Origin of the sequence: Methylonatrum kenyense (genome assembly GCF_023195885.1) — a bacterium.
Taxonomy (GTDB): Bacteria; Pseudomonadota; Gammaproteobacteria; order Nitrococcales; family Aquisalimonadaceae; genus Methylonatrum; species Methylonatrum kenyense.
In genome coordinates this window covers 135,141-153,351 of record NZ_JALPKO010000001.1, presented here as the reverse complement: position 1 = coordinate 153,351, position 18,211 = coordinate 135,141, and the positions used below count along the sequence as shown (strand labels likewise).

Below are 18,211 nucleotides of genomic sequence, written 5' to 3'. Positions count from 1 at the left end.
GCCTAGCGTCCGGCGTGATGGTCGAGGATGGCCTGCAGATCCCGGGTCATGTCGGCGGCGCGATGGGGCGCCTGGAAGATGGCCTGCAGCCGTCCTTCGGGATTGATCAGCAGCACCGCCGAGCCGTGATCGACCATGTAGTCCTGTTCGCCGTTTTCATTGTGCCGCACGTGGACAATGCCGAGATCACGGGCAAGCCGGTCGATCTGTTCCAGGTCACCGGTGATGCCGGTGAAGCTGTCGTGAAACGCCGGCACGTAGGAGGCCAGCCGCTCCTTGGTATCGCGCTCGGGATCGACGGTGATGAAAAGTGTCCTCAAGCCCGGTCCGCCATTCACCCCGTCCTGCACCCGGGCGAGGTCGATCATCGTCGTCGGGCAGATGTCGGGGCAGTTGGTGAAACCGAAGAAGACCAGGTTCCACTGACCATGAAAGGCGTCCCGGTCGAACGGCTGGCCGTCGTGCGCGACCAGCGAAAAGTCCGTGATCTCTCGGCCACCGTCCAGGTATGTCGCCGTCATTTCCTCGGTGTCGAGGCTTGTCGGCGCGAACAGCTGACTGGCCGCGAACATGCCGCCGGCCAGGGCGAGAACGCCGGCCAGGGCGGCAACGATAAGGAGCGGGGCGTTTGAACTGGTTTTCATAGTGGCCCGGATTCTGTCACAGACTGGGGTCGGGAAAAACTCTCCGGATCGCCCTGTGCGGGGATCTCGCAACAGGTAGACAACGGCCCGGACGGGGGATTCCCGCCCCGGCCGGCGCGCGGGCAGCGGGCGCTTTGCTGTATGCTTGCGCGCCTGTCCCCCGGGTCGAGTGTTGGCGGCGTAATATGCTCGAAGTCCAGTCTGCTGAAATCACCCTGCGTACGGTTCGAGACCACGTGCGATGGGCGGCGAGCCGGTTTACCGAGGCCGGACTGGTTTTCGGCCACGGCACCGAAAATGCGCTGGACGAAGCGGCGGCGCTGGTGAGTCACAGTCTGCATCTGCCGGCGCAGATCCCCGACCTGTATTGGGACGCGCGGATTACCGATGGCGAGCAACGCCTGATCCTGGAGCGTGTTTCGCGGCGGATCGAGACGCGATTGCCCTTGCCCTACATCACCGGCGAGGCCTGGTTCGCCGGCCTGCCATTTCACGTCGATCGCCGTGTGCTGATTCCGCGATCACCGATCGCGGAGCTGATCGAAACCGGTTTCTCGCCGTGGCTCGATGCGGTCGCGGTCGATCGGGTCCTGGAGATCGGTACCGGCAGCGGCTGCATTGCCGCCGCCTGTGCACTGGCGTTCCCCGAGGCCGCGGTGCTGGCGACGGACGTGTCGACGGATGCCCTGGCGCTGGCCGAGCACAATCTGGCGCGCCACGGATTGACCGGGCAGGTGCAGTTGCTGCAATCCGATGTTTTCGACGCGGTGCCGGCGGATGCCCGCTTCGATCTGATTGTCAGCAATCCGCCCTATGTCGATGCCGAGGACATGGCCGCGCTGCCGCCGGAGTATCGGCATGAACCGCGCCGGGCCCTGGCTGCCGGCGACGACGGTCTGGTCGTGGTGCACCGGATTCTGGCCGGCGCTGCCGCCCATTTGAGCGAAAACGGTATTCTGGTCTGCGAAGTGGGCAACAGTGAGTGGGCGCTGGCCGAGGCCTATCCGCAGGTTCCGTTTCTGTGGCTGGACTTCGAGCGCGGCGGGCACGGCGTTTTTCTGCTAACCGCCGAGCAGCTCGGCACCATCTGATCGGGAGAGACAATCAGGCATGTCCGGCAATACCTTTGGCAAGCTGTTTACGGTGACCACCTTCGGTGAGAGTCACGGCCCGGCGCTGGGCGCCGTGGTTGATGGTTGCCCGCCGGGCCTGGAGCTCGACGAGAGCGACCTGCAGCGGGATCTGGACCGGCGGCGTCCCGGTTCGTCGAAGTTCACCACACAGCGCAAGGAGCCGGATGCGGTGCGCATCCTTTCCGGGGTGTTCGAAGGGCGGACCACCGGCACGCCGATCGGACTGCTGATCGAGAATACCGATCAACGGTCACGCGATTACGGTGCGATCAGCCAGCAGTACCGGCCCGGACACGCGGATTACACCTACGATCACAAATACGGCTTTCGTGATTACCGAGGCGGCGGTCGTTCCTCGGCACGGGAGACGGCGATGCGGGTCGCCGCCGGCGGCGTGGCGCGCAAGTACCTGGCGCAGCGGTACGGCGTCCGAATCCGCGGCTATCTCAGCCAGCTTGGCCCGATCCCGCTCGCCCTGCGCGACTGGGACGCGGTCGAACAGAACCCCTTTTTCTGTGCCGATCCGGAGCGCGTGCCGGAACTCGAGGCGTACATGACCCAGCTGCGGCGCGATCTGGATTCGGCCGGCGCGCGGGTGGATGTGGTTGCCGAAGGCTGCCCGCCGGGATGGGGCGAGCCGGTGTTTGATCGCCTGGACGCGGACATTGCCCACGCGATGATGAGCATCAACGCGGTCAAGGGCGTGGAGCTTGGCGCCGGATTCGAGGCGGTCACCCAGCGCGGCAGCGAGCATCGCGACGAGTTGACGCCAGAGGGCTTTCTCAGCAATAACGCCGGCGGGGTGCTCGGCGGCATCAGCACGGGGCAGCCGGTGCGGGTCAGTATCGCCCTGAAGGCCACCTCCAGCATCGTCACTCCAGGGCGTTCGGTGTCGACCACGGGCGAGCCTGTGGAGATCGTCACCAAGGGGCGCCATGATCCCTGTGTCGGTATCCGCGCTGTGCCGGTTGCCGAGGCCATGCTGGCCCTGGTGCTGATGGACCATGCGCTCCGGCATCGGGCACAGAATGCCGACGTCAGTGTCAGCGCGCCGCTGATTCCTGGCGGTTGAGCCGCCAGTCTTCGCCCACAGCTCTGCCGGGAGATCCCATGCGCGGCATGCCGCTTCCCTACTGGCGCCTGTCCGCCTTCTACCTGTGCTTTTTCGCCGTGCTTGGGGGGCTGGCGCCGTACTGGGGGCCGTACCTCAAGGCCCAGGGCTTCAGCTCGCTGGAAATCGGCCTGCTGATCGCAATTCTGCATGGCACCAAGATCATTGCGCCGAACATCTGGGGCTGGATTGCCGACCGCAGCGGACATCGCATGTGGGTGGTGCGGCTCGGCGCCTTCGTCGCACTGCTGAGTTTCGCCGGGGTGCTGCTGGGCAGTCAGTTCTGGTGGCTGGCCCTGGTGATGACCGTGTTCAGTTTTTTCTGGAATGCGGCCCTGCCCCAGTTCGAGGCCAACACGATGAACCATCTGGGCTCGGCAGCTCACACCTATGGTCGTATCCGCCTCTGGGGGTCGGTCGGGTTCATCATCGCGGTGCTTGCCTTCGGGGAATTGATCGATCGCCATGGCGTCGAGATCCTGCCCTGGCTGATCCTGCTCGCTTTCCTCGGTCTGTATGCCGCCGCGCAGGTCTCGCCCGAGGCACCACAGCGGCACCACAGCCGCGCAGCCGAGCCGATCCTGCGGGTCCTGTTTCGGCCCGAGGTGTCGGGTTTCCTGCTCGCCTGCTTCCTGCTCCAGGCAAGCCACGGTCCGTACTACGCCTTCTTCAGCATCTACCTGGAAGGGCATGGCTACCGCAGCAGCATGATCGGTCTGCTGTGGGCCGTGGGTGTGGTTGCCGAGATTGGCCTGTTCCTGCTGATGCACCGTCTGCTGCCGCGCTTCGGGCCACGGTTACTGTTCCTGCTGGCGGTGGTGTTAACGGTGTTGCGCTGGATCCTGATCGGCGCCATGCCGGCCAATCTGTCGGTGCTGTTGTTCGCCCAGTGCCTGCATGCGGCATCCTTCGGTGTGTATCACGCGGTGGGGATTCATCTGGTCAATCGCTTTTTCGTCGGCCGCAACCAGGGTCGCGGGCAGGCGCTGTACAGCAGCATCACCTTCGGCGCCGGTGTGGCGGTGGGCAGCCTCGGTGCCGGCCTGCTCTGGGACCGCGTGGGCGGCAGCATGACCTTTTATCTGGCGGCGCTCACGGCGGTGTTGTCGCTGTTGTGCGCCCATTGGGCCTTGCGCCGTGAGGAGACAAGCGCGACTGCATCCGTATAATCGGGCGCCCTGAGCCATTTGGCCGGCTGCGCCGGATGCCGCGTAAATTAAAAAATCGGGATGGTTGTATGAGCAAGAAAATCCTCGTGCTGCCGGGTGACGGCATCGGCCCGGAAATCGTCGCCGAGGCGGTCAAGGTGCTGGATTGCCTGCGCCAGGATCACGGCCTGGACGCCGAACTCGCGCATGGCCTGATCGGCGGCGCCGCCTATGACGCCTGCGGCAAACCACTGCCGGACGAAACCCTGCGAACGGCGCTGGAATCCGACGCTGTGTTGCTCGGCGCGGTCGGCGGGCCGGCTTATGACGCGCTGGACCGGCCATTGCGGCCGGAACGCGGCTTGCTGGCCATTCGCTCGGAGATGGCCCTGTTCGGCAACCTGCGGCCCGCCATCCTGTATCCGCAACTGGCAGAGGCCTCGGCATTGAAGCCGGAAGTGGTGTCCGGGCTGGATATCATGATCGTGCGGGAGCTTACCGGCGGCCTGTATTTTGGCGAGCCACGGGGCATCCGCACGCTGGATAACGGAGAACGCCAGGGCTACAACACGCTGGCGTACACGGAATCGGAGATCGAGCGCATCGGCCGCCTGGCCTTCGAGACAGCGCGCCGGCGCGACAAGCGCCTGTGTTCGGTGGACAAGGCCAACGTACTGGAGGTCACCGAGCTGTGGCGTGAGATCATGACCCGCCTGGCCGGCGAGTATCCGGATGTGGAGCTCAGCCACATGTATGTTGATAACGCGGCCATGCAACTGGTCCGGGCGCCGAAGCAGTTCGATGTGCTGGTTACCGAGAACATGTTCGGCGATATCCTGTCCGATTGCGCCGCGATGCTGACCGGCTCCATCGGCATGCTGCCCTCGGCATCGTTGGACCGGAATGGCAGAGGCATGTACGAGCCGATTCATGGTTCGGCGCCCGATATTGCCGGACAGGGTGTTGCCAACCCGCTCGCCACCATCCTGTCGGTGGCGATGATGCTGCGGCATTCACTGGGCGAGCCAGCCCTGGCGGACCGCGTGCAGGCGGCGGTGGGCGCGGTACTCGATCAATGTTTGCGAACCGCCGATATTCACACGCCCGATACGCGGCGCGTGGGCACCGTCGAGATGGGCGATGCCGTCGTGGCAGCGCTGCGGGCGGCTTGAGATAACCCAGATTTCCCTGAGGAGACGACACATGAAAAAGGTCGGAATTGTCGGTTGGCGCGGCATGGTCGGTTCGGTGCTGATGCAGCGCATGCGCGAGGAGGATGATTTCCGCGACATCGATCCGGTGTTCTTCTCCACCTCGCAGGCCGGTCAGCCGGGCCCCGATGTGGGTGGTGGCGCAGGAACCCTGCAGGACGCCAACGACATCGAGGCGTTGCAGGCCATGGACGTGGTCCTCACCTGCCAGGGTGGTGACTACACCGGTGCGGTCTACGAGAAACTGCGCGCCACTGGCTGGGACGGTTACTGGATTGATGCCGCCTCGACGCTGCGCATGGCCGACGACAGCATCATCGTGCTCGATCCGGTGAACCGCGATGTGATCGACGACGGCTTGAACGCGGGCATCAGGACCTACGTCGGCGGCAACTGCACGGTCAGCCTGATGCTGCTCGCCGTTGGCGGTCTGTTCCGTCAGGGCCTGGTCGAGTGGATCAGTCCGATGACCTACCAGGCGGCCTCCGGCGCCGGTGCGCAGAATATGCGTGAACTGGTGGCGCAGATGGGGTACATCCATGAGGCCTCCGGCGGCCTGATGGATCCGTCCGCTTCGATTCTCGAACTGGATCGGGCCGTTACCACCGCCTTGCGCAGCGATGCGTTCCCCAGCGAGAAATTCGGTCATCCGCTGGCCGGCAGCCTGCTGCCCTGGATCGACAAGAAGCTGGAAAGCGGCCAGAGCAAGGAGGAATGGAAGGCCGGAGTCGAGAGCAACAAGATACTCGGCCGCAGCCACAATCCCATTCCCATCGACGGCATCTGTGTGCGGGTCGGTGCAATGCGTTCCCATGCCCAGGCACTGACCATCAAACTCACCGGTGACGTGCCACTGGATGAGGTGCATGCCGCACTGGCCAGCGCCAATGACTGGGTCCGGGTGATCGACAACGAGAAGGAAGCCAGCCTTCAGGCGCTGACGCCAGCGGGTGTCAGCGGTACGCTGGATATTCCGGTCGGGCGCCTGCGCAAGCTGGCCATGGGTCCGGAGTACCTGTCGGCATTCACGGTCGGCGATCAGTTGTTGTGGGGGGCCGCGGAACCCCTGCGCCGTATGCTGCGGATCCTGCAGGGGGCGTAGCCCGGCGGTCCCGGGGCTGGGCCGACCCCGGTGAAGGGCAGCAACCGGACCAACAGTCTGCCGAATCAGTCACAGACGGTCGTCATGGTACGCCCTAAAGTGACAACAGACAGGGTGTTTGCTGGTGGCGACGGGGAGCCGCATGTCCCACACTGTGTCCGGTGGCGGGCCGAACGCCAGTATGGTCGCGTCCGTTCAGCCTTTCGAACCTCACTCCAGCATTGATCGACTTGTGGCCCACGCCGGATTCGTTGACACAAAAGGAATACTGATGGCGCAGCGACTGCTTCTCGGGTTTGTCACGCTCGTTTTCGTTTTTCCTTCCGTTGCCAGTGCGCTGGGCCTCGGGTCCATCGAGGTGCGTTCGGCACTCAACGAGCCCTTGGATGCCCGGATCCCGGTGCGTGCCGAGGCGACGGAACTCGAGTCGCTGCGTGCCGAGCTGGCCTCGGAAGAGGCCTTCCGCGATGCCGGCCTGGACCGCCCCTATGCACTCTCCGAGATGCGTTTCGAGGTGGTCACTGAGGGTTCCGGCGCACCTTACATCCGGGTCAGGACCAGCGACCCCGTGCGTGAGCCGTTTATCGCCTTCCTTGCCGATGTGCGTTGGTCCGGCGGTCGGCTCCGCCGCGAGTACACTCTGTTTCTCGATCCGCCGGTCTACAGCGAGCGTCGCGATGCGCCTGCGGACGCACCGAGCCGGGCTGAGCCCTCGGCGCCGGATGCCCGGCCGCAGCGGCCCGCAGATCCGGAGCCGCGGCGCGCTCCGCCGAATACCTACCAGGTGCGCCAGGGGCAGACCGCCTGGCAGGTGGCCAACGCGGTCCGTGATCCGGACTTTTCCGTGCATCAGACAATGATGGCGCTGCTGGAAGCGAACCCGGACGCCTTCGCTGGTGGCAATGTCAACAATCTGCGTGCCGGCGTGACCTTGCAGGTGCCCGACCGGGAGCAGCTGGCATCCCTGTCCGAGGGCGAAGCGCGGCGGCAGTTTGCGCAGCAGACCGAGGCCTGGGAAGCCGCGCGGCAGCCGACGCCGGAGGAGCCGCCGGCGGTGGCCGAAACCGATGAGCCGGTGCGTGACGACGAGGATGAGGCCGCTGAACCGGACGTTGCCGCCGCTGACGACGATGATGACGAACCCGCGGCCGACGACGAAGAGGTGACCGACGAGGAGGCCGTTGCCGCGTCCGAGGCGGAGGACGAGCCCGACGCGCGGCTGCAACTTCGCGGCGCCGCCGACCTGGCCGGAGATGATGCTGCCCAGGCCCTGCTTGAGGATGATCTCGAGGCAACGCGCGACAATGTGCGGTTGTTGCAGGATCAGTTGATTGCCATGCGCGACTCGGAAGCCGCATTGCGCGCGGAGAACGAAGAATTGCGGCAGATGACCGATGAGATGCGCGCCCGCCTGGATGCCCTGGAACGCGCGGTGAACCTGCAGGCCGATCCGGGTATGGCAAGCCCGGATGACCCGGCGCCGCTGGAAGACGCAGCGGCGCTTGCCGACGACGAGACCGCGGCCGAGGCCGGGGATGTGGCCGATGCCGAGACGGATCAGGCGGCCACCGCCGGGGAGTCCGATGACGAGGCCGTGGCGCTGGCCGACGATGAGCCTGCTGCAGCCGCCGACGACGGCGTCGAGGCCGCGCCGGCAACTGCCGCCGATGATCCTCTGGCGCAGCCGGAGCAAACCTCCCTTGAAGCCATGCTGGCCGATCCGCGCCTGCAGTACATGGGTGGCGGTGCGCTGCTGCTGTTGTTGCTGCTGGTCCTGCTGATGATCCGTCGGCGACGGCAACAACATGAACTGGAAGAGGCGGAATACGAGCGGATTCACAGCCCGTTGCCGTCTTCTGCCGTGGTCGGTGCCAATGCCGCCGGCAAGGGTGCCGATGCCTTTGCCGCGGACGAGGCGCTGGTGACGCGTTCGCCGCTGGAAGCGGCCGACGCCGCGCTGGCGGACGGGGATCGGACGACGGCGCGTGAAGTGATCAACCGCGGCCTGATACTGGAGCCCGCGAATCAGGTGTTGCGCCTGCGCTTGCTGCGGCTGCATGCCCAGGAGCAGGACCTGCCGGCATTCGAGGCTGAGGCCGAAACCCTGCATCGGCAACTGCAGGATGAACGTAATCCGATCTGGCAGGAGGTCAAGTCGCTGGCATTGGGGCTCGGGTCCGCTCATGCACTGTTCGCTGCCTCGGCCTATCCGCGCGCCGACGAGAATTCGGAGGACGTGGCGGATGATGCCGCCCCGGCAGCACCCGAGGCCGCCGCGCCCGAGGATGCCGAGCCGCAGCCATTGCAGCCCGATCCCGCGCCGGACGAAGGCCAGGAACTGCTGGGCGATCTGGATTTCGACCTGGATGCCGAGGTTGAACGCGCCCTCGATGACGGCGTGCCCGGCGCTGACGACGAGGTCAAGACCGACGAGCCGACGGAATCCGAGGCGGTTGCCGCCGCGGACAAGACCGATACGCAGGACGAGGACTGGTCACTGGATTTCGATCTTGAGGCCGAGGAGACGGCTGCCGGTGACGAACCCTCTGCAGGCGACGAAGAGCGCGACGAGTTCGATGACAACGGCCTGGATTTCGCCGTCGATGACGCCGACGTTGCCGAGGATTCGGAGTCCGACGATCTGTTGCCGATGGACGAGGGTGGCTTCGAATCGGAGCCGTCGCGGCCCGCTCCGGGCGTGACGCCCGAAGAGAACCCGGAACCGCTGCCAGGGGATGATGACGAGAGTCTTGTCGACGAGAGCGGGACCAAGCTGGATCTGGCCAATGCCTACATCGAGATGGGTGATCCGGACGGCGCCCGCGCCCTGCTGGAGGAAGTGCTCGAGGAAGGAAGCGAGGAGCAGAAGGCGCGTGCACGTGAGCTGATGGAGCAGGCATCCGGCGAATCGTGATTCGAGTCGCCTCGCGAATGCCCATGGCGGCGGGCCGGTGACCGTGCGCCTGGCCCTCGGTATCGAGTACGACGGTGGCCGATATGCCGGCTGGCAGCACCAGCGGCATGCCACCTCCGTACAGGAGATGCTGGAAGCCGCCCTGTCCCGGGTGGCCGATCACCGCGTTGCGGTCACCTGTGCCGGCCGCACGGATGCCGGCGTGCATGCGGTCGGCCAGGTGGTTCACTTCGACACCGATGCGCAGCGCGATCTGCACGGCTGGCTGCTCGGTGTCACCTCCAACCTGCCGGACGATATTGCCGTCACCTGGGTGCGCCAGGTGCCTGCCGATTTCGACGCCCGCTTCAGTGCCACCGGGCGCTGTTACCGCTACGTCATTCTGTCGCGGCCGACCCGGCCCGGATTGCTGCACGGCCGTGTCAGCTGGATCTGGAAACAGCTCGACGCCAAGGTCATGCAGCGGGCTGGCGCCGCCTTGGTCGGCGAGCACGATTTCACCTCCTATCGCGCGATTGGCTGTCAGGCCAGACATGCGCGGCGCTGCATCACCCGCTTGCAGGTCACGGCCGATGGTCCGTTTATCTATCTGGATGTCGCTGCCAATGCCTTTCTGCATCACATGGTCCGCAACATCGCCGGTGTGCTGATGACCATCGGTGCCGGAGAGGCTGCGCCGGAATGGGCGGCCCAGGTGCTGGCCGCCCGCGACCGGACGGCCGGTGGCGTGACGGCGCCGGCCGCCGGCTTGTACATGGTCGCGGTCGACTATCCGCAGCGTTTCGGGCTGCCGCCAGCGCCGCCGCCGCCGGTTTTTGCGTCGTCTCAGGGGCCGGGTTAGTATCAACGCCCTTCGGCCAGGAGCGACCGGCGTGCGGACACGGATCAAGATTTGCGGCATCACGGATCCGGAGGACGCACGGCAGGTGGCGGCCGCCGGAATCGACGCCATTGGTCTGGTTTTCCATCCGGCGAGTCCACGCCATGTGACAGCGGATCAGGCAGCCGCAGTGATCAACGCGGTGCCGCCTTTCATCTCGGTGGTCGGGCTGTTCCTCAACCCCGGAGCCGATGCCGTGCGCGACGTGCTGCGGCGGCTGCCGATAGACCAACTGCAGTTTCACGGCACCGAATCGGCGGCCTTCTGCCGGCAATTCGGCCGACGTTACGTAAAGGCCCTGGGTATGGCCGGCGACGTTACGGAACTGGACGCGCGGGTTGCCGAGCACGGCGATGCGTCCGGTTTCCTGCTGGACAGTCATGCACCGGGTGAGCAGGGCGGCACGGGCCGGGTGTTTGATTGGGGCAGTTTCCCCCGCGACTACCCGCGGCCCCTTGTGCTTGCCGGGGGGCTGCGTTGCGACAATGTTGCCGCTGCAGTGCGACAATGCCGGCCGTTCGCTGTCGACGTCAGCAGCGGTGTGGAACGCGAGCCGGGCCGAAAATGTCCCGAGCAGGTAAGCCAATTTGTCAGCGAGGTGCGTCGTGGCGAAGACGACTGAAGACATGCAACAGGCGGTGGACTACAGCAAGTTCCCGGACAGCGAGGGGCACTTTGGCGTCTACGGTGGCCGATTCGTGCCGGAAACCCTGATGGCGCCCCTTGCGGAGCTGAGCGAAGCCTATCTTCGGTATCGCAACGATCCGGACTTTCTGCGCGAATTCGATACCGACGCGAGCCAGTTCGTTGGCCGGCCGTCTCCGCTTTACTACGCCGAGCGCTGGAGCGAGAAAATCGGCGGCGCGCGGATCTACCTCAAGCGCGAGGATCTGAACCACACCGGTGCCCACAAGATCAACAATGCGCTCGGCCAGGCACTGCTCGCCAAGCGCATGGGCAAGAAACGGGTCATTGCCGAAACCGGTGCCGGCCAGCACGGCGTTGCCAGTGCCACCGTGGCCGCCCGGCTGGGTATGGAATGCGTCGTCTACATGGGCGCGGACGACATCCAGCGCCAGTCCCCCAACGTCTTCCGCATGCGCCTGCTGGGTGCCGAGGTGGTACCCGTTACCTCGGGTACCCGCACGCTGAAGGATGCCCTGAACGAGGCCATGCGCGACTGGGTGACCAATGTCGATGACACCTTTTACATCATCGGCACGGTGGCGGGTCCCCATCCCTATCCGCTGATGGTGCGGGATTTCCAGACCATCATCGGCCGCGAGGCGCGCGAGCAGATTCTCGAGCAGGAAGGGAGGTTGCCGGATGCACTGGTGGCCTGCGTTGGCGGTGGCTCCAATGCCATTGGCCTGTTCCATCCGTTCCTGAATGACGCCTCGGTGCAGTTGCACGGCGTCGAGGCCGGCGGGTATGGCATCGACAGTGGCAAACATGCAGCGCCGCTGTGCGCCGGCAAGCCCGGCGTCCTGCACGGCAACCGGACCTATCTGATGGAGGACGACTGGGGGCAGATCATCGGCACCCACTCGATTTCCGCCGGGCTGGACTATCCTGGCGTTGGTCCGGAACATTCCTGGCTCAAGGACATCAAGCGTGCGGTCTATACCTCGGTGACCGATGACGAGGCCATGCAGGGGTTCCACGCCGTGACGCGGACCGAAGGCATCATCCCCGCGCTGGAGACGTCCCATGCGTTGGCTCATGCTGAGAAACTGGCGCGCGAAATCGGACCGGGTGGCATCATTATCGTCAATCTGTCAGGCCGTGGTGACAAGGACCTGCAGACGGTCGCCAATGTGGAAGGTATTACGTTATGAGTCGTATCCAGGCGCGTTTCGATGCCCTGAAGAGCGCTGGGCGCCGGGCCCTGGTGCCCTTCATCACGGCCGGTGACCCGAACCCGGGCCTGACGGTGCAGCTGATGCACGGTCTGGTCGAGGCGGGTGCCGATATTGTTGAACTGGGGGTGCCGTTCTCCGACCCGATCGGTGATGGTCCGGTTATCCAGCTTGCCTGTGAGCGCGCTCTGAAGCACGGCACCAGCCTTGGCGATGTGCTGGCGATGGTTCGCGAATTCCGGCAGCGGAACAGGGACACGCCCGTGGTCCTGATGGGCTACATGAACCCGATCGAGGTCATGGGCTACCGGCGGTTCTGCGAAGCAGCGGCCGAAGCCGGCGTGGATGGCGTGCTTACCGTGGATATGCCGCCGGAAGAAATGGGCGAATTGAGCGAGTGCCTGGCCGATGCCGGCCTGGATCCGATCTTCCTGGTTGCTCCGACCACGACCGAGCAGCGCATGCAGGTTATTTGTGACCACGCCCGGGGATTCATTTACTACGTCTCGCTGAAGGGGGTGACCGGGTCCGATACCCTCGACGTGGCAGCGGTGGCGGAACGGGTCGGGCGGCTGCACCGCATGACCGGCCTGCCGGTCGGGGTCGGTTTCGGTATCAGCACCGCCGACAAGGCAGCGCAGATGAGTCAGGCCGCAGACGCAGTCGTGGTGGGCAGTGCGCTGGTCCGCCAGATTCAGGACAATGTCGGCGATGATGCGGTTATCGTCGAGAACGTCACCGGCCTGCTGGCCTCCATGCGTTCTGCGATGGACGCGGATGCCGCAGCCACGGCCTGAGCAGGACAAGACGGGGTAAGTCCATGAGCTGGTTCCAGAAGTTGATGCCGTCGCGAATCCGCACGGATGCGACGGACAACGCGCGCAACCGCAGTGTCCCCGAGGGGCTCTGGACCAAGTGCTCCGGCTGCAGCGCAGTGTTGTACCGGCCGGAGCTGGAGCGGAATCTCGAGGTTTGCCCCAAGTGCGGCCAGCACATGCGGATCAATGCCCGTGCACGGCTTGAGGCCTTGCTCGACGACGGCTCTGCCATGGAACTGGCCGGCTCCATCCAGCCGCAGGACGTGCTGCGATTCCGCGACAGCAAGAAATACAAGGACCGGCTGGCGCAGGCGCAAAAGACCACCGCCGAGAACGACGCGCTGGTGGTGCTGCACGGCGAGATCGAGGGCGTCGAGGTGGTGGCCTGCGCGTTTGACTTCGAGTTCATGGGCGGCTCCATGGGCAGCGTGGTCGGCGAGCGGTTCGTGCGTGCCGCGCACTTTGCGCTGGACCAGGAAATCCCGCTGGTCTGCTTTTCCGCCAGTGGCGGTGCGCGGATGCAGGAGGCGCTGTTTTCATTGATGCAGATGGCGAAGACCAGCGCTGCGCTGGGCCGGCTGCGGGATGCCGGAATCCCCTACATCTCGGTGCTGACCGATCCCACCATGGGCGGTGTCTCGGCGAGTCTTGCCATGCTCGGTGACATCAACGTGGCCGAGCCGGGCGCGCTGATCGGATTCGCCGGACCACGGGTCATCGAGCAGACGGTGCGGGAAACCCTGCCGGAGGGTTTTCAGCGGGCGGAGTTTCTGCTTGATCACGGCGCGATTGACATGATTGTAGACCGGCGGGAAATGCGCACGACGCTGGCGAGCCTCTTTGCCCTGCTGATGCGTCTGCCGTCGTCGCCGGCACAGCGTCGCCTGGAAGCCGACCATGACGAACCCGTTGCCGGTTAAAGTCTGCCCGGGAGCCGGCTCCGGCTTGGCCGTGTGACGGCCGGGGGCCGGTCATTCATGCGGTTCGAGAATCTGCAAGACTGGTTGCGTTGGCAGGAAAGCCTGCACCCCCGGGCGATTGACCCGGGCCTCGAACGCGTCGGCCGCGTGGCGCTGCGGCTCGGGCTCGACCGTCCCGATTGCCTGACACTCACTGTTGCCGGAACCAATGGCAAGGGCTCGTCGGTGGCTTGTGCCGAGTCGATCCTGCGCGCCGCCGGCTACCGCACCGGCGCCTACACCTCGCCGCATCTGCTGCGCTACAACGAGCGAATCCGGATCGACGGCGTGGACAGCAGCGACCACCAACTGCTGCGGGCCTTCGATGCCATCGACCAGGCGCGGGGCGGCATCACGCTCAGCTATTTCGAATTCGGCACGCTGGCGGCCCTGTATCTGTTCAGGCAGGCCTCGGTCGATGTGCAGCTGCTCGAAGTCGGTCTCGGTGGACGGCTGGATGCGGTCAACCTGGTGGATGCCGATGTCGCACTGGTCGCGTCGATCGGGCTGGATCACGCCGAGTGGCTGGGACATGACCTGGAGACGATTGGCCGGGAAAAGGCCGGCATCTTTCGCACGGAACGGCCGGCGGTGTTTGCAGCCAGCGCCATGCCGGGGTCCATCGCCGAGGTGGCCGGTGCCCGCGGATCCCGTCTGGTTCGCGCCGGCGAACACTTTCACTGGAGCCGAACCGGCGACAGCCACTGGCAGTGGCGGGCCGCCGATCGCATCCATGCCGATCTGCCGCTGCCCGGCATCCCGGGGGACGTGCAGTTGGCCAATGCGGCGGGTGTCATTGCCGCGCTGGGGCTGCTGCCCCTGCCCCGTCCCATCGGTGATGAGACGCTACGCCAGGGCTTGGCGGAGGTACGCCTCGGGGGACGCTTGCAGCGCTTGCCGGGCACGGTGGAATGGCTGTTGGATGTGGCTCACAATGCGGATAGTGCGCGGGTGCTTGCCGATTGGCTGATCGCGCATCCGGTAACCGGACGGCGAATTGGTGTGATCGGACTGATGCAGCGCAAGGACCCTGCGGCGGTGCTGACGCCGCTTTGCGACTGCATGGATGGGTGGTTGTTGCTGGACCTCCGGGATGCCGAGGCCTGGTCCCCGGAGACGCTCGCCGGCCTGTTGCCAACGGGGCGCGTGCATCGGCAGGGTGAAGCGACTGCGCTGGTGGATTTCAGTGAGCGGAATCTTGGTGCTGGCGATCAATTGGTGATCTTCGGATCATTCCGCACCGTTGAGCAGATGCTTGTTGCGCGCGAGGTCCTGTTGCCGAATGCGGGCACTGCCGCCGACAGAGAGTCGGGCCTGGTTTCCTCCGGCCCCTGAGCGAACGAAGGAGCTCCCACTTTGCAGAAACGGCATCAGCAACGTCTGGTCGGTGCGGTGGTGATCGTGGCCCTGGCCGTCATCTTCCTGCCGATGCTGCTGCGCGGGCCGGTGGATCGTCAGGCGCTGGATCTGCCCATGGAGATTCCCCCCGAGCCGCGTGGCCGCGAGGCGGTGGAAGCACCGAGGGATGAGGAGCCGCCGATGCTCGACCGGATTCCGGTTCGGGAGCCGGAGGACGAGGAGGCCGCTGAACCGGACGACGAACTCGCAATGCCGGATCAACTGCCCGGGGACGAACCTGTTGCACCGGCCGAGGAGCCGGATGTGGTCGAGGCGCCCGAGGTGGCGAGCGAACCCGAGGAAGAGCCTGAAACGGCGGAACCGGCGACCGACGAGGAGCCGGAGCCCGAGGAAACCGCGGAAGCGGAAGCCGAGCCTGTCGAGGCGGAAGGCTTTGCCGTGCAGGTGGGCAGTTTCCGCAGCGAGGGCAATGCCATCGGCTTGCGCGACCGCCTGCGTGACGAAGGTTTGCCAGCGTTCGTGGTTGAATCCAGTGATTCCGACGGCGCCATCTACCGCCTGCGGGTAGGGCCTGTACCAAGCCGCGACGAGGCCCGTGACCTGGTCGAGCGGGTAAGGCAGGATGCCGGCGTGGACAGCATCGTGGTGCGGCATCCCTGATGCGAGGCACTGCCCAATGTGCCTTAAACGCGGGTTTCTTTCAGCGGCGTGACCGCTTTGCTACCATTCCGTGCCCGCAGCATGGGCTGCCCGGTTTTTCGAGACGCGCATGAACTGGCTTGACCTTGCCATTCTCGCCGTAATTGCCCTGTCCATCGTGATCAGTCTGGTCCGCGGCTTTGTCCGTGAGACCCTGTCCCTCGCCGTCTGGATTGCTGCAATCTGGATCGGCCTGCGTTTTGCCGAGCCCGTGGCGGTGTTGATGGAGGGTGTGATCGCCTCCCCGACCCTGCGAATCGGTGCGGCATTCGCCGTTCTCTTCGTCGGCGTTCTGATTGCCGGCGGCATTCTCGGTTATTTCGCCAGCCTTCTGGTCGGCCGTACCGGGCTCAGTGGTACGGACCGCTTCATCGGTCTCTTTTTCGGTCTCGCACGTGGCGTCCTTGTGATCGCCGTGCTGATGCTCGCCGCCGGCCTGACGGCCCTGCCGCGAGAGGCCTGGTGGCAGGATTCGGTACTGGTCGAACAACTCACTCCCTGGGTCTGCCGGGTCGGCGTCGAAGACTGGCTGGACGGGCGAACGTTCCGCGCACCGATAGGCGACGCGACGGCGCAGACGGACGCGGCCAGCGCGGCGGAGTACTGGAGTGATTTCTGCAGGGATGAACGCGACATCGAGGTCGATGCCGTGGACGATGAAACGCCACCCGAATCGGAAATGCCGGATTAGGGAAACACTTCGCCAGGTCAGTCAGCAACGAGGTAGCAGCCACACATGTGCGGTGTAATCGGTATGGTCGCCGGAAGCCCGGTCAATCAGGCGCTCTACGATGGCCTTACGGTCTTGCAGCATCGCGGCCAGGACGCCGCGGGGATCATGACATTTGAGGCCGGGCGTCTGTATCTGCGCAAGGACAATGGTCTGGTGCGCGATGTGTTTCGCCAGGAACACATGGAGCAACTGCAGGGCAATATCGGCATCGGCCACGTGCGTTATCCGACGGCGGGGTGTTCCACCTCGGCCGAGGCGCAGCCGTTCTATGTCAATTCCCCATACGGCATCAGCCTGGCGCACAACGGCAACCTGACCAACGCGGAACAGCTCAAGCGTGAGATGTTTCTTGAGGACCTGCGTCACATCAACACCGATTCGGATTCCGAAATCCTGCTCAATGTCTTTGCCCACGAATTGGCCCGCTCCGGCAAGCTGACCGTCACCACCGACGATATCTTCGATGCCGTGGCCGCCGTGCACCGACGCTGCCGGGGTGGCTATGCGGCGGTCGCCATGCTGAACGGCTATGGCGTACTCGCGTTCCGCGATCCACATGGCATCCGCCCGATCTGTGTCGGCGAACGGCCTGACGGCAATGGCGGAATGGACTACGCCGTGGCTTCGGAGAGCGTTGCTCTGGATACACTTGGCTTCCGCCTGATCCGGGAGTTGGCCCCCGGGGAGGCGGTGTTTCTGTCTATCGATGGCGGCTTTTCCGCCCGTCAGTGTGCCGAGACAACGGAATGCTCGCCCTGTCTGTTCGAGTACGTCTACCTGGCACGGCCAGATTCGATCATCGACGATATTTCGGTGTACAAGGCGCGGCTGCGTATGGGCGAGAAACTCGCGGAGAAGATCCTGCGCGACTGGCCGGATCACGATATCGACGTGGTCATTCCGGTGCCAGACACCAGCCGTACCTCGGCGCTTGAACTGGCGCATGCGCTGGGCGTGAAGTACCGCGAGGGTTTCATCAAGAACCGGTACATCGGCCGCACCTTCATCATGCCGGGGCAAACGCAGCGGCGGAAATCCGTGCGCCAGAAGCTGAATCCCATCGGTCTCGAGTTCAAGGGCAAGAATGTGTTGTTGGTGGATGATTCCATCGTGCGCGGCACGACCTGCGAGCAGATTATCCAGATGGCCCGCGACGAGGGCGCGCGCAAGGTTTACTTTGCGTCCGCCGCTCCTCCGGTGCGTTATCCCAATGTCTACGGCATCGACATGCCGGCGGCCAACGAGCTGATAGCGCATGATCGTAGTGACGAACAGGTCTGCCAGAAGATCGGGGCCGATCGCCTGATCTACCAGGACCTTGACGATCTGGTGGACGCTGTTCGGCACAAGAGTTCGGAAATTCGCCGTTTCGATGCATCCTGTTTCAACGGCGAGTACGTCACCGGAGATGTCGATGGCAACTATCTGGATCAACTGCAGGAACAGCGCTCGGATGATGCAAAGGCGCGCCGCCGGCGGTTGGGCATGAACGACCTGGTCGAACAGATGAACCGGGCCTGATCGCTTCGCTGCGGAAACGGGTCTGTGTTCCCCGACCCAAATTGACAGCCCCGTTCTCTGTTACGTATGTTCTTGATCAAGGAAACACTGCTCTACTCGCAGCCGCGGTAATAAATCAGT

General features: G+C 64.9%; 16 protein-coding genes. 15 read left to right on the top strand and 1 reads right to left on the bottom strand.

Going from position 1 to position 18,211, the window contains the following annotated elements:
• Nucleotides 1–2: 2 nt before the first annotated feature.
• The gene (locus M0534_RS00755; protein ID WP_248566496.1) at nt 3–644 is read right to left on the bottom strand and encodes an SCO family protein; all 642 of its coding nucleotides are present in this window, start codon (nt 642–644) and stop codon (nt 3–5) included.
• 185 nt (nt 645–829) lie between these two features.
• On the opposite strand from M0534_RS00755, the gene prmB reads away from it, so the two are divergent.
• From prmB to purF, 15 genes are all read left to right on the top strand, one after another.
• Nucleotides 830–1,735, top strand: coding sequence for a 50S ribosomal protein L3 N(5)-glutamine methyltransferase (prmB, locus tag M0534_RS00750; protein WP_248566495.1), 906 nt, complete (start codon nt 830–832; stop codon nt 1,733–1,735).
• Between the two features lie 19 nt (nt 1,736–1,754).
• Nucleotides 1,755–2,849 (top strand): chorismate synthase, encoded by a 1,095-nt coding sequence (gene aroC, locus M0534_RS00745; RefSeq protein WP_248566494.1) that lies wholly within the window; start codon nt 1,755–1,757, stop codon nt 2,847–2,849.
• A 38-nt stretch (nt 2,850–2,887) separates the two neighbouring features.
• Nucleotides 2,888–4,057, top strand: a complete 1,170-nt coding sequence (locus M0534_RS00740) for an MFS transporter (RefSeq protein ID WP_248566493.1) — start codon at nt 2,888–2,890, stop codon at nt 4,055–4,057.
• 68 nt (nt 4,058–4,125) lie between these two features.
• Entirely contained in the window at nt 4,126–5,208 is a 1,083-nt protein-coding gene (gene leuB / locus M0534_RS00735) for a 3-isopropylmalate dehydrogenase (RefSeq protein WP_248566492.1), read from the top strand.
• Between the two features lie 31 nt (nt 5,209–5,239).
• On the top strand, nt 5,240–6,349 hold the full coding sequence (gene asd / locus M0534_RS00730) for an aspartate-semialdehyde dehydrogenase (protein ID WP_248566491.1): 1,110 nt from the start codon (nt 5,240–5,242) through the stop codon (nt 6,347–6,349).
• A 271-nt stretch (nt 6,350–6,620) separates the two neighbouring features.
• Nucleotides 6,621–9,263 (top strand): FimV/HubP family polar landmark protein, encoded by a 2,643-nt coding sequence (locus M0534_RS00725; protein WP_248566490.1) that lies wholly within the window; start codon nt 6,621–6,623, stop codon nt 9,261–9,263.
• A gap of 43 nt (nt 9,264–9,306) precedes the next feature.
• A complete protein-coding gene (truA, locus tag M0534_RS00720; RefSeq protein WP_248566767.1) occupies nt 9,307–10,104 on the top strand; it encodes a tRNA pseudouridine(38-40) synthase TruA in 798 nt (265 codons plus the stop codon).
• 31 nt (nt 10,105–10,135) lie between these two features.
• Nucleotides 10,136–10,765, top strand: coding sequence for a phosphoribosylanthranilate isomerase (locus M0534_RS00715; RefSeq protein WP_248566489.1), 630 nt, complete (start codon nt 10,136–10,138; stop codon nt 10,763–10,765).
• A 4-nt stretch (nt 10,766–10,769) separates the two neighbouring features.
• Entirely contained in the window at nt 10,770–11,981 is a 1,212-nt protein-coding gene (gene trpB, locus M0534_RS00710; RefSeq protein WP_248566766.1) for a tryptophan synthase subunit beta, read from the top strand.
• On the top strand, nt 11,978–12,799 hold the full coding sequence (trpA, locus tag M0534_RS00705; RefSeq protein ID WP_248566488.1) for a tryptophan synthase subunit alpha: 822 nt from the start codon (nt 11,978–11,980) through the stop codon (nt 12,797–12,799). Before trpB ends, trpA begins: the two co-directional genes overlap by 4 nt.
• A gap of 23 nt (nt 12,800–12,822) precedes the next feature.
• Nucleotides 12,823–13,740: an acetyl-CoA carboxylase, carboxyltransferase subunit beta gene (gene accD / locus M0534_RS00700; RefSeq protein ID WP_248566487.1), complete on the top strand. Its 918-nt coding sequence runs from the start codon at nt 12,823–12,825 to the stop codon at nt 13,738–13,740.
• A gap of 57 nt (nt 13,741–13,797) precedes the next feature.
• Entirely contained in the window at nt 13,798–15,114 is a 1,317-nt protein-coding gene (folC, locus tag M0534_RS00695; RefSeq protein WP_248566486.1) for a bifunctional tetrahydrofolate synthase/dihydrofolate synthase, read from the top strand.
• A gap of 21 nt (nt 15,115–15,135) precedes the next feature.
• The gene (locus tag M0534_RS00690; protein ID WP_248566485.1) at nt 15,136–15,798 is read left to right on the top strand and encodes an SPOR domain-containing protein; all 663 of its coding nucleotides are present in this window, start codon (nt 15,136–15,138) and stop codon (nt 15,796–15,798) included.
• A gap of 109 nt (nt 15,799–15,907) precedes the next feature.
• Entirely contained in the window at nt 15,908–16,528 is a 621-nt protein-coding gene (locus M0534_RS00685) for a CvpA family protein (protein ID WP_248566484.1), read from the top strand.
• 45 nt (nt 16,529–16,573) lie between these two features.
• Entirely contained in the window at nt 16,574–18,091 is a 1,518-nt protein-coding gene (gene purF, locus M0534_RS00680; protein WP_248566483.1) for an amidophosphoribosyltransferase, read from the top strand.
• Nucleotides 18,092–18,211: the final 120 nt, after the last annotated feature.